This window comes from Vibrio sp. 10N.261.54.A5 (assembly GCF_041471145.1).
GTDB lineage: Bacteria > Pseudomonadota > Gammaproteobacteria > Enterobacterales > Vibrionaceae > Vibrio > Vibrio crassostreae_C.
The window spans coordinates 1-12,134 of the sequence record NZ_JBFRNU010000001.1 but is presented as its reverse complement, the minus strand read 5'-3'; the positions used below and the strand labels follow the sequence as shown (position 1 = coordinate 12,134).

The 12,134-nt window shown below is 43.2% G+C and carries 10 protein-coding genes; 4 read left to right on the top strand and 6 right to left on the bottom strand.

The annotated features are described in order from the left end of the window. Together folX and folK are read right to left on the bottom strand one after the other, a co-directional pair. Positions 1–372, bottom strand: coding sequence for a dihydroneopterin triphosphate 2'-epimerase (folX, locus tag AB4329_RS00050; RefSeq protein WP_017067658.1), 372 nt, complete (start codon positions 370–372; stop codon positions 1–3). Between the two features lie 97 nt (positions 373–469). Beyond that, positions 470–967, bottom strand: a complete 498-nt coding sequence (gene folK / locus AB4329_RS00045) for a 2-amino-4-hydroxy-6-hydroxymethyldihydropteridine diphosphokinase (RefSeq protein WP_137001688.1) — start codon at positions 965–967, stop codon at positions 470–472. Between the two features lie 57 nt (positions 968–1,024). On the opposite strand from folK, the gene AB4329_RS00040 reads away from it, so the two are divergent. Both AB4329_RS00040 and AB4329_RS00035 read left to right on the top strand, forming a co-directional pair. Further along, positions 1,025–1,204 carry a hypothetical protein gene (locus AB4329_RS00040; protein ID WP_137001689.1) on the top strand — a complete coding sequence of 60 codons (180 nt, stop codon included), beginning with the start codon at positions 1,025–1,027 and terminating at the stop codon, positions 1,202–1,204. 121 nt (positions 1,205–1,325) lie between these two features. Further along, a complete protein-coding gene (locus AB4329_RS00035; RefSeq protein ID WP_017068538.1) occupies positions 1,326–2,531 on the top strand; it encodes a hypothetical protein in 1,206 nt (401 codons plus the stop codon). 336 nt (positions 2,532–2,867) lie between these two features. Here AB4329_RS00035 and AB4329_RS00030 read toward each other — a convergent pair whose 3' ends face one another. The 4 genes from AB4329_RS00030 to AB4329_RS00015 all read right to left on the bottom strand — a co-directional run bounded on the left by AB4329_RS00030 (position 2,868) and on the right by AB4329_RS00015 (position 9,424). Then, positions 2,868–3,797 carry a PD-(D/E)XK nuclease superfamily protein gene (locus AB4329_RS00030; RefSeq protein WP_102398049.1) on the bottom strand — a complete coding sequence of 310 codons (930 nt, stop codon included), beginning with the start codon at positions 3,795–3,797 and terminating at the stop codon, positions 2,868–2,870. A 361-nt stretch (positions 3,798–4,158) separates the two neighbouring features. Beyond that, positions 4,159–6,456: a formate C-acetyltransferase gene (gene pflB, locus AB4329_RS00025; RefSeq protein WP_137002407.1), complete on the bottom strand. Its 2,298-nt coding sequence runs from the start codon at positions 6,454–6,456 to the stop codon at positions 4,159–4,161. Between the two features lie 232 nt (positions 6,457–6,688). Continuing rightward, positions 6,689–7,033: a multidrug efflux SMR transporter gene (locus tag AB4329_RS00020; protein WP_017061635.1), complete on the bottom strand. Its 345-nt coding sequence runs from the start codon at positions 7,031–7,033 to the stop codon at positions 6,689–6,691. 219 nt (positions 7,034–7,252) lie between these two features. Continuing rightward, positions 7,253–9,424, bottom strand: a complete 2,172-nt coding sequence (locus AB4329_RS00015; protein ID WP_372137546.1) for a metallophosphoesterase — start codon at positions 9,422–9,424, stop codon at positions 7,253–7,255. Between the two features lie 509 nt (positions 9,425–9,933). On the opposite strand from AB4329_RS00015, the gene AB4329_RS00010 reads away from it, so the two are divergent. Further along, positions 9,934–11,082 carry an S-(hydroxymethyl)glutathione dehydrogenase/class III alcohol dehydrogenase gene (locus AB4329_RS00010; RefSeq protein ID WP_017061634.1) on the top strand — a complete coding sequence of 383 codons (1,149 nt, stop codon included), beginning with the start codon at positions 9,934–9,936 and terminating at the stop codon, positions 11,080–11,082. A 154-nt stretch (positions 11,083–11,236) separates the two neighbouring features. After that, the gene (gene fghA / locus AB4329_RS00005) at positions 11,237–12,076 is read left to right on the top strand and encodes an S-formylglutathione hydrolase (protein WP_017061633.1); all 840 of its coding nucleotides are present in this window, start codon (positions 11,237–11,239) and stop codon (positions 12,074–12,076) included. The last annotated feature ends 58 nt before the right edge of the window (positions 12,077–12,134 follow it).

The window sequence follows — 12,134 nt, the reverse complement described above, 5'->3', positions numbered from 1 at the left end:
TTAATCTTCAAGTTCTGCTTCATAGCTCAGGGTGAGCGAGACGGAATCGGCGAAACGTAGAGCATGAGGCTTGTCAATTCTCACCTGAGCGTATCGAACCCATGAATGGTCGATACAAATACCGAGTACGTCGCTGGTTAACTTTTCTAAAAGCAGAAACCGTCCAGATTCAACATGTTCAATAATTTTTTTGCAGATATTTTTGTAGTTAAGTGCGTTCTCCACATCATCAGAGAGGCAAAGGTTGTTCGCGGGATAATGGATCTCCGCATTTATGACGATGTCTTGCTGCTTGGTTTTTTCTTCTTCGTTGAAGCCGATGAAGGTTCTTAATCTGAGATTTGTGATGGTGATAATCGCATTGTGATTCATAACAGTTTCCGATCCTTAGAAGGTAGAGTGAGTTACGTGCCTGTTAGAAGAAAAGATCAATAAAGCTCAAGCGTTCTGTTTAAAGCAGTTACAGGGACTAAGTGAAGCTGACCTCGAACGGTATAAGTTCGGTTTTCTGACTCAGCTGATCGAAGTTGTTCCAGAGATGCTGAAAAGAGATATCTAGAGTGGGATGAAGTTCTTGCGCGGCAACATCAACTAACGGTCGAAGCACAAAAGCGTACTCGGTGATTTCACCTCGAGGCAGTTCTACTCCATCAATAATGCCTACTTCGTTACCGTAAAGAAGGATATCGATATCCATCGTGCGCGAGGCATATTCTTTAGTTTCACGCTTGCGGTCATTCTCTAATTCGATTTGATGCAGAACCTTAGCCAGTTCAGCGATAGAAAGGTCACATTCAAACCCAACGACTAGGTTTAGGAAGTTGTCTCCTTCAAAACCAACAGGCTCACAATCGTAAAAATTAGAGATGTGTAGAGGTGCAAAGCGGCTATTCAATGCTTTGAGAGATTCTGTGACGTGATATTCGCGGTTAATGTTGCTTCCGATGCTGACATAAACGGTGGCCATAATTTTTTCTCCCTTTTAATCGGCCTCTTACGTTGTAAGTCGCTAGGAAGATCAGCTATGGATCCGTTTGATGTAGGGAGGGTAAAAGAAAATCTCCCGACAACTCATATAGAGTTCGGTTCTGAGTCGGAAAGGAGGACTTTTGAACTAGAAAATGCCACGGGCGAAAATTCAGCTTATGAAGGTTCTGGACAATTCCGTGTCAGTGACTTTTCTAAATTAGTATTTAATGAATAACTACAGGTATAACAAAGTAATTGTTGAGCGCTAATGGGAAGAATTGGTTTATGGTGCGAAAGCAACTGAATTCATATAAAATAGCATAACTAATTGATTCCTATATTTATCAGAGGCAAAGATGAAAAAAACTTTAATTGCAATCAGCTGTACAGCGATCATCGGTGGTGGTGCCTTGGTTGCCAATAACATGTTGATTAAGAATGCAGCAGAAACTGTGACCAGTGAAGTTGAAAGCTCACTAATTGGACTAAAAAACCAATTCATTGATGCCCAACTGATCGATACGGAAATCAACAATAACAATATCAAGCAGAATTTCGCTATCTACATAAACAATGGTTCAAAAAGACTTCCTGAACCAATCTACCTAAGCCACACAGCAACGGTTGCGCCATTCGGACTTAGCGTTGAAGGTAATTTTAGTCTCCCGAAGGATAAAGGACTTACCTCAACGTTAATCAGAGAGGTAGCAAGCTTAAATGAAAGCATAAAATACACATTCGATACCAGCAATCAGTCTTTAGATCTACAAAGCAACTTCTCACTTGGAGAAATCAATACAGGCCGCTCAAGCAACTTCAAACTTGGCGATGTTGAGATTCTGTTTAAAGGCAATAAAGAAGCCTTCACTACATCCACAAAAATTGACGGAATTAGAATCTCTGAAAGAAGAGAACAGGCCTATATAAACGGCATTGAGCTTAAGTCAAATATCACTAATGACACCCATAATACTGAAATAATTGCAAATGATGGAGGTTTCAACGATCGATCTGGTGGATTTAGCTTCAAAGACGCGAAGTTTCATTCAGCAATTACAATTGAAGACAATACGAGCCTGAAGCTTGATTGGAAAGTTGACTCACTAGATCTTCAATCTCCAAACATCACCCAACTATCGAACAAACTTGGCTTAAGTGGTGAGATTAAAGGAGTTAATACTCAAGAGCTTAATAGCTTCATCGGTTTGATTGAAAGAAATCCTACAGAGGAAACAATTGAGGCTGCTTTTAAATCCATAATAGGTAATGGGATCAAATTCGAGAATATCAACATCTTCGTTAATGACTCAAGTTCCGATGGAGAAATTGAAATAATGCCTAAAAATTATAAAGGCTTAACTAACCGAGAATCAGAAGAGGCATTTGAGAAGTCCCTTAAAGTTGACTTCAATGTCACTATCACACCAAAGCTAGTTAAATTACTTGAAATCAACCAAAACGCATTGGACAGACTGTGGAACGAAGAAGAGTCAGGTAACTACACCACAACGATCAAGCAATCACTTGGGAAGACATTCATCAATGGCGTCGAAGCGAACTAACATTTCGTTCAAAAGTCTATTGCCGCCTTGCTATTTGAACATGCTAGGCGGCATGAATTCTCAGCTAAAGTACCAAAAGTACTCCATATATAGTAACGCCTTTCTTCACCGCATAAAATTAACTCAAAAGTTTTAAATATCCCTATGGTCGATACTGCATATCTGAGAAATTCTGAAGGGTAGACTCGGTCGGATTACCTCTTATAGGGTTAATATATATAAACACGATATTTACTATCTCGAACTCTAACCAACAATGGGGCAAAGACGTGTTTGCCGAGATCGACGCCAGCACGTCTTTGGACATAAGTTTTCTACACACCCTTTCTTTAAGGGTCACACAGAATGGTAGTTTTCCATCCACGAATGCAACTGCTTGGCTTTGTTTAGAGCAATACTGATTTCTTCTAATACAGAGTCAAAACTCTGTTCTGCGATTAATATTTCAGGCAATGGTGTTTCTATATTTACTGATTTTCCCGACTTTATGATTCGATATCCACTGGATTCCAAACCTTCAAAGTGACTTTTGATATCGTCAAAGTTGTCTGCTTGGCCTAGAAACTGCAACTTAATGACTTTGCCGTAGATCTGGTGAATGATTCGTACTTTTTTATTTACTGGAGCGGGATAGAAATGAATCCAATCGTGCCCATTAGCTCGAGGTTTTGATTGCTCAGGATTCAATTGAGGAAAATGTTCTGAGACATAAGCTAAGTATTGCTGTGCAAATTCTGTTGTTTTGGGGCAAACAGTAGCAACGTAACCTCTTCTATTTTTTTTAATAGCATCTCTTAATGTCTGTGCCTTATAGAGTCCTCGCTTATCACCTTGGGCAGCAAGGTAAACCATTATTTCTTCATATGAAATGGCAGCGTCGTACGGCTCAGAATTTCGAGCGATATATGCTTTTGGGGCAATAATACATGTTCTAAAATCTTGCCAAAAACCATCTTCTAGACCTCTGTTACCCCTAAGCCTGTATCTATCTCCTTGTTGGGCCTGAGCTGAAGCATCAATCTTGTTTTCAATAAGTATTGCTTGGGAAGATAAGTCATCTGATTGATAGATATAAACTAAGTCTGACTCACCTAGATTAGTATCTATGACAGAGTGCCAAGCACCGAGCGTTTTAACTGAGGTTATTTCTTCTCGAACACGACAAACAAACCATTGAGCAAATGAGTCGGAAACATTGAGCTCCTCTAGCACTAATAGATCAACATCACGCTCATTAATACTCTGAAATGTATTTAGTTCTTTCATTAGCCATAGCTTTCCTATCGTTGTTATCTGGTAAACGTCTACTAACCTAGACATTACATAGATAAGAAAAAGTAGGTCAAATCACCTCACTATGATTTGTGAGGTTGAGCTCGGCTAGCAAGGTAAGGGGCAAAGATAAGTTAGAGCTCCTAGTGATCTCTGACATAAAAAACAAGCGAATCCCCCCAAAAAAAGCATCAAAGTAATTCCAATCACCGCGTAAATATCGGTTTTGCCCGTATACCAACCAAGACAACACGGCGACCAACAATATAGGTGCCCCATACTCCACGCACAAAAAAGCGCGAGAGACGGATGTCATTCTCGCGCTTTTTAGGACCGTATAACTTGAAGTTTACGGTTAGATCTTAGCAGTAAACGTACGGCTAATTACATCTTGTTGCTGCTCACGTGTTAGCGAGTTGAATCGTACTGCGTAACCCGAGACTCGGATGGTTAACTGTGGGTATTTTTCTGGATGTTCGACGGCATCCAACAACATGTCACGGTTAAGCACGTTCACGTTAAGATGTTGCCCACCCTCAACACGAATCGAACCTGCATTTTCCTCGTGGTGGAAGTAACCATCCATTAGTGCTGCTAGGTTCACTTTTTGGCTTAAGTCATCTTTACCTAGTGCATTTGGTACGATTGAGAAGGTGTAAGAAATACCATCTTTAGCGTACTCGAACGGCAGTTTGGCAACTGAAGAAAGTGAAGCCACCGCCCCTTTCTCATCACGACCGTGCATTGGGTTTGCGCCCGGGCCAAATGGCATACCAGCGCGGCGACCATCAGGCGTATTACCGGTTTTTTTACCATATACAACGTTTGAAGTAATCGTAAGGATAGATTGAGTTGGAACCGCTTCACGGTAGGTGTTCCTTTTCTGAATTTTCTTCATAAAACGTTCAACCAAATCACAAGCAATATCATCGACACGTGAATCGTTGTTGCCGAATTTTGGATATTCGCCTTCAATATCAAAGTCGACAGCGATGCCATCTTCGTTACGTACTGGTGTTACCTTCGCGTATTTGATAGCCGCAAGCGAGTCAGCAACAACCGACAGCCCTGCAATACCACAAGCCATTGTGCGATGAACATCGCGATCCATTAACGCCATTAACGATGCTTCATAGCTATAACGGTCATGCGAGTAATGGATCACGTTCAGCGCAGTGACGTATTGCGTTGCAAGCCAATCCATCATGTCATCAAAGCGAGGCATTAAGCGGTCAAAATCGAGAACTTCATCTTCGATACGAGCAACTTGAGGACCAACCTGCATGTTAGATTTTTCATCAACACCACCGTTAATGGTGTAAAGCAACGCTTTAGCAAGGTTTGCACGAGCACCAAAAAACTGCATATGTTGGCCAACCACCTGCGGGCTTACACAACACGCAATCGCGTAATCGTCGTTATCAAAATCCGCACGCATTAGATCGTCGTTCTCATACTGAAGTGATGAGGTTTCGATAGACACTTTAGCCGCGTATTGTTTAAACGCGATAGGCAGTTGTTCAGACCATAGAACCGTCATGTTCGGCTCTGGTGCTGGGCCCATCGTGTGCAATGTGTGCAAGTAGCGGAAAGTCGTTTTGCTAACCAGAGTACGACCATCAACGCCCATACCAGCCATTGCTTCTGTTGCCCAAATTGGGTCGCCAGAGAACAATGAATCGTATTCAGGAGTGCGTAAGAAACGAACCATACGAAGCTTCATGATGAAATGGTCAATCAACTCTTGCGCTTGTTTCTCATCAATCAGACCAAGTTTAAGGTCACGTTCGATGTAAACATCTAGGAAGGTTGATGTGCGGCCTAGCGACATCGCAGCACCATTTTGAGACTTAACCGCAGCTAAGTAGCCAAAATAGGTAAACTGGATTGCTTCTTGCGCAGTACGAGCAGGAGAAGACATATCAATGCCGTACTTCAAACCCATTTCTCGCATTTCATCAAGGGCACGAATTTGATCAGTAAGCTCTTCACGTAGACGCAATGTCTTATCTAAATCACCACCCGTTTCAAGCATCTTCTGAGTCGATTTGAATTGCTCATTTTTGTCTGATTTTAGGAAGTCGATACCGTACAAAGCAAGACGACGGTAGTCGCCGATAATGCGTCCACGACCATAAGCATCCGGCAGACCAGTAATAATACCAGAGCGGCGACATGCTTTAATTTCGTCGGTATAAAGATCGAACGCTACTTGGTTATGCGTTTTGCGGTACTCAGTGAAGATCTTTTCGATCTGTGGCTCTAATTCACGACCGTACACTTCGCACGACGTTTTCACCATTCGAATACCACCATTAGCGATGATGCCGCGTTTCAGTGGTTTATCGGTTTGTAGACCCACGATTTTTTCGAGGTTTTTTGCAATGTAACCTGCATCGTGTGAGGTAATAGTGGAAACGATATCAGTATCAAAATCGACAGGGGCATGAGTGCGGCTTTCTTCTTTAATACCTTCTAGCACAGATTCCCATAGCTGTGTCGTCGACTCCGACACGTCCGCAAGAAAAGATTCATCGCCTTCATAAGGGGTGTAGTTTCGCTGAATAAAATCACGTGCATTAACGGATGTTTGCCAGTCGCCAGCTTGAAATCCCGTCCAAGCTTCCATCATATCGGTTGTCGGAATAGTCATAATGACCCCCTAAGTTATTGATAAACAGATAATATCTATGATTATTTATAATCATAGGTTTCTGCTGGCTATACTAAACCGACCAATCTATGAGTAAAGTGAGCTGTTTTCATAAAATACATGCACAAAATGCATTTATTGGAATTACTATATTATATTCAATACCTTAAGTTGAAGGCTAACTACTCTAGATTCCAATTAGTTTGTTCCTTCAGAAGTAGGAAATCGACTCTTAGTGACTCACCGACGTTGAAAACAGGTTAATGACCACCACACCAGACAGAATCAAAGCGATGCCAATGATCGCGTAGATGTCTAGCTTTTGCCCGTAGACCAACCAAGACAACGCCGCGACCAACACTATCCCTGCGCCACACCAAATCGCATACGCCACACCCAAAGACATGGTTTGAACCGTGAGAGACAACAGATAAAAAGCAAAGCCATAACCGACGAGTACTGCGGCGGTCGCAGGAAGGGAAGTAAATTGCTGCGTTTTAGGCAATAAAGAAGTCGCGACAACTTCAAGCACGATGGCAAGTGACAGCATCACTGGAGGCGGAAGAGATAAAAGCATGTATGAGTCCACAACATTAAATACGGCGCTCAGAATATTGTAGTTTTATTTCCAATTCATGTGATTTTCAGTAAGCAATTATTATGACGTACCTTAAAAATTCTTAAATGTGATGGTTCATTCATCGAAGAACAGAAAGACAAAAAGAGCCCTACAACATCATGTGTAGAGCTCTTTTTAAATCAGCTAATAGGTTAATCCGCTAATAATCTGAGCCGCTTAATTTGCTGATGATGAACCTCTTAGGATATCGCGCTTCACTTCACCTTTAAGATCGGTCAGAGTTTGTTGGTCGATATCAATCAAGAAGTGGTCACTTGCTTGGCCTGTTGCGAATTTTTCAAGAATCACGAACAAGCTACCAAAACGAGAGCGGAACACTTCACCAACGGTATATTGTCCAAGGTCACCCAATTCTGAATCGACAGTGCCATCGAACTCTGAAAGTTCTCGGCTTAACAACTCATATTGGCGCAATTGTGTTTCACCGATATCACGGAATGCCAGTTCGTCTGCGTTACGTAAACGGTAGAAGTCGGTCGCTAACAACTCACCACTCCACTCTGCAAATTCAGCTAACTCTAGTCCCTCTAAAGAAGCCAGTTTCTCAGCGACAACTTTAGCTGTTTGCCAGTCTTGTTGGAATTGATCGTAGTCATCAACACCATTTTCCACACAAGCGCCAACATCGTAACCCAGTTCATTAGCTAACTGACACACGGTAAAGTTGGTTTCTAACTGAGACATGATCATCATCTCTTCGCCATTCATTTCCATGATCATAGCGCGCATCTCTAACGGCCAGTCACCCGGAAGGAAACGTAGGCGTGTTAGTTCACGGATGTGCCAATCAGTCAGTTCGTAGTAACTCTCTGAATTCAGAATATCTTTGTTCCAAATCTTAGCTTCTGCATCAGGATCGCCATTCGCAGCTTGAGTAAGGTATTCATGCTCTTCTTCATAGTGACTGAATAGCTCGTTGTAACGCTTAACTTGATCGATGACCACCGTCTCAACTTCAATCTGATTATCAGGACGAATGTTCAACAGTTTATACGCGGGAATGTAACCCGCTAACGACGGCGCTTGAATATTGAAGAGTGTGTGCTGAACTCCATCGATATTGAAGCTCTTCTTACCCGTATCGTTAAAGTGCATGTGGCCACCAACGTGGATATTTAGACCAGTAGCAGCTAATGCGCGGCTGGTATCGTCATCCGGTTCACGAGCCAGCTGATGGCTTCCTTCACCAAACAGATCTTCAATCTCTTCAGAAGCGCCGTTGTAGAAGTCGGTCATTGGGAAGTGCGAGAAAGAGACAAGCGTCTTGTTCTGCTCTTTCGCTGCTTTTACAACATCAGAGATCCAATCAATTACGTGTTCTTTGTGAGTCAGCATCATGTTGTAACCAGCACTGCTTGAACCATCGAACGTGTTTCCATCTACAGAGCTATCAGACGAATTTTCTTTCGGGCGATAAACGTTCGCGTCGATCGCCAACAACCAAAGCCCTTTCACTGGCTCTACTAAGTAACTGGTATCCGGCACTTCAGAACAGCTTGAGTAACCACTTTCTTTGTAGCTACCACCCGTACCTTCATAACAGATCTCGTACATGCGCTTATCAAAAGCCGCTTCTTCTTTCGCTAAATCATAGCTGTAACTAGCTCGAGCTTGGTCGCTGCTGTAAGGCGTTTCAAAGTAGAGATAGTCTTGCTGAGGGTAGAAGCCGTGAGTGCCTAGGATACTCATGATCTCTTCATAGCCCCATTCACGTACTTCTTCAGTACAGATGGTTGCTAAGTTGTCACCTTCACCGGGAATAGTCGTCCACTCATCGTCATAACCAACACACTCTTCTTTACCGCGGCTATAGATACGCTGCTTCTTACCACCCTCGCCTAGGTAATCAGATTTACCCGCAGGGATTGTAAATGGACGCACTGGATCGTGGTTGCCTGGCGCTGCAAAAAACTCAAGACCATGAGTCTCGCGGTAGTGATCAAAGATGCTAACTAAGCCACGCATATGAATCGGCTGGCCGTCGTCACTAAAGTCACCTGGCAAGGCTACGTATTTCACGCCACGCTCAACCACATCATCAAGCGCCGCTATCATCGCAAAGTAGTTTTCATTGAATAGACGAGTGGAGTTCATCTGAGACTCCATCGTTCGAATTGTCGCATACTCGCCACTATCCGAGCTGTAGAGTCCCGCGAACGAACCATCTTCAAATTTGCCGTAAACATCATGGAAATGGATATCAGGCATGAATGCGACTTGCACTGCGCTATCTAGATTGCCGTTGTCGTCACTTGGTGAACTTGAATTACAACCAACTAATGTGGCTGCTATTAAGCCTGACAGTACGGTCAATGTACTCTTTCTCATTTTCTCTTCCCAAAAAGTTAGAACTCAAAATTTGGCGAGGAGACTAGATGAGAAAAATGACACTATTGTTTCTGATATCTTACAAAACGTCGCACAACGTACGCTTATGCGACATTGCTTCAATCGTTAAAATTCAACAAGTTACCATCCATACTAAAAGCTGATAGCTCAACAACACGAATTGAAGGTTAATATATAAATCGCCATAAAACCTCCACCTAAACATCAGTAAAGGCAATGTATTCAGACCGTTTGGATAAGTCGCCTGTCCTCAAACCTGAGTCGCTCTAGCTAAGATAGTTGCCAATAAGAAAACTGACCGCTCCATACTTATTATTACAAATAAGTAATAATCATTTTCTATTTAAGGGGATTATCAAAACATGCACTCACACCTATACTAGCTCCAACAAAACGAGAGAGCGGAAACAATTAAGCTCAACTACGCTTAACGGGTTGAAGCTAATTGCACGGTTATCCGCTGTACTGACATATATAGGAAACATCCAATGACAATCGAAATTAAACCTGGTCAAACTCATATCAAATCAAAAGCAATGGTTGCATGGGCAGCTGGCGAGCCACTAAAAATGGAAGAAGTTGATGTACAACTTCCTAAAGCTGGTGAGGTTCTAGTTCGCATCGTTGCTACTGGTGTTTGTCACACTGACGCATTCACATTATCAGGTGACGATCCAGAAGGTATCTTCCCTTCTATTCTTGGTCACGAAGGTGGCGGTATCGTTGAGATGATCGGCGAAGGCGTTACAAGTGTTGAGATTGGCGACCACGTTATCCCACTTTACACAGCTGAATGTGGCGAATGTAAGTTCTGTAAATCTGGTAAAACTAACCTATGCCAAGCCGTTCGTGAAACGCAAGGTAAAGGCCTAATGCCAGACGGTACAAGCCGCTTCTCTATCAATGGCGAAACGATTTTCCATTACATGGGCTGCTCGACTTTCTCTGAGTACACAGTACTTCCAGAAATCTCTCTAGCGAAAGTAAGCAAAGAAGCACCACTTGAAGAAGTTTGTCTTCTAGGTTGTGGTGTAACAACAGGCATGGGCGCGGTACTTAACACAGCTAAAGTTGAAAAAGGCGACAACGTTGCTGTATTCGGCCTAGGCGGTATCGGTCTTTCTGCAATAATTGGTGCTCGCATGGCTGGTGCTAACCGCATCATCGGTGTTGACATCAACGAGAGCAAATTCGAGCTAGCGAAACAACTTGGCGCGACTGACTGCATCAACCCAATGAACTACGACAAGCCAATCCAAGACGTTATCGTTGAGATGACAGACGGTGGTGTTGAGTACTCTTTCGAATGTATTGGTAACGTAAACGTGATGCGTCAAGCGCTTGAATGTTGTCACAAAGGTTGGGGCGAATCTGTAATCATCGGTGTTGCAGGCGCAGGTCAAGAGATCTCAACTCGTCCATTCCAACTAGTAACAGGTCGTGTATGGCGTGGTTCTGCTTTCGGTGGTGTTAAAGGCCGCTCTGAGCTTCCAGAAATCGTAAACCGTTACATGGCGGGTGAGTTTGGTCTTCAAGAGTTCATCACTCATACAATGGGTCTGCAAGACGTAAACGAAGCATTCGACCTAATGCATAAAGGTGAATCTATCCGTACTGTTCTACACATGGATAAGTAACACATCTTGGCCTCGATTCTTTCGAGCATCGAGGCCACAGCTACAAATGAATAGCAACAAACTGTCTTCACCACCTCCTGCCCGGTGGGTGGTGAAACTTTATGTAATATAGACAAATTTACTCCCAAACCATCAACCTAACGGAGCACAATAGATGACAATCGAAAACATTAGCCAAGCAAAGGTTGCTGGTGGTTGGCACAAACAATACACCCACTTTTCTGCAACGCTTGACTGCAACATGCGTTTTGCGATTTTCTTGCCACCTAACGCAAGCAAAGAAAACCCAGTTCCTGTTTTGTATTGGTTGTCAGGCTTAACCTGTACCGATGAAAACTTCATGCAAAAAGCCGGCGCTTTCAAAGCCGCGGCTGAGCAAGGCATCGCGATTGTTGCACCAGACACTAGCCCACGTGGCGAAGGTGTTGCCGACGATGAAAATTACGATCTCGGCCAAGGTGCAGGCTTCTATGTGAATGCCACTCAAGCGCCATGGGACAGCCATTACCACATGTACGATTACGTGGTAACAGAGCTCCCTGCACTGATTGAGTCGTTCTTCCCTGTTACATCCGTAAAATCGATTTCTGGTCACAGCATGGGCGGACATGGTGCCCTAACGATTGGCATTAAAAACGAAGATAGCTACCGTTCTATCTCTGCATTCAGCCCAATCACCAACCCAATGCAATGCCCTTGGGGACAAAAAGCCTTCAACCAATACCTAGGCTTGGATATTGAAGAGTGGAAACACTACGATGCCTCTGAGCTTCTAAAAACCAAAGGCACTAAACTGCCAATGTTGGTCGACCAAGGTGAAGCCGATAACTTCCTGATTGAACAGCTTAAACCTGAGCAATTAGTCGAAGCCGCTAAGGTAACCAATGCCGATTTAGATCTACGTATGCAGCCTGGTTACGACCACAGCTACTACTTCATCTCTAGCTTTATTGATGAACACATTGAGTTCCACGCTGCTTACTTAAACAAGTAGCCAGATGAATTTAGCCCGCACTTTGTAAACGCAAGGTGCGGGCTTTTTTATGGTTCAT

Coding starts and splice junctions, on each gene's coding strand:
- folX (WP_017067658.1), bottom strand. CDS start 372: ATGAATCACAATGCGATTATCACCATCACAAATCTCAGATTAAGAACC.
- folK (WP_137001688.1), bottom strand. CDS start 967: ATGGCCACCGTTTATGTCAGCATCGGAAGCAACATTAACCGCGAATAT.
- AB4329_RS00040 (WP_137001689.1), top strand. CDS start 1,025: ATGGATCCGTTTGATGTAGGGAGGGTAAAAGAAAATCTCCCGACAACT.
- AB4329_RS00035 (WP_017068538.1), top strand. CDS start 1,326: ATGAAAAAAACTTTAATTGCAATCAGCTGTACAGCGATCATCGGTGGT.
- AB4329_RS00030 (WP_102398049.1), bottom strand. CDS start 3,797: ATGAAAGAACTAAATACATTTCAGAGTATTAATGAGCGTGATGTTGAT.
- pflB (WP_137002407.1), bottom strand. CDS start 6,456: ATGACTATTCCGACAACCGATATGATGGAAGCTTGGACGGGATTTCAA.
- AB4329_RS00020 (WP_017061635.1), bottom strand. CDS start 7,033: ATGCTTTTATCTCTTCCGCCTCCAGTGATGCTGTCACTTGCCATCGTG.
- AB4329_RS00015 (WP_372137546.1), bottom strand. CDS start 9,424: ATGAGAAAGAGTACATTGACCGTACTGTCAGGCTTAATAGCAGCCACA.
- AB4329_RS00010 (WP_017061634.1), top strand. CDS start 9,934: ATGACAATCGAAATTAAACCTGGTCAAACTCATATCAAATCAAAAGCA.
- fghA (WP_017061633.1), top strand. CDS start 11,237: ATGACAATCGAAAACATTAGCCAAGCAAAGGTTGCTGGTGGTTGGCAC.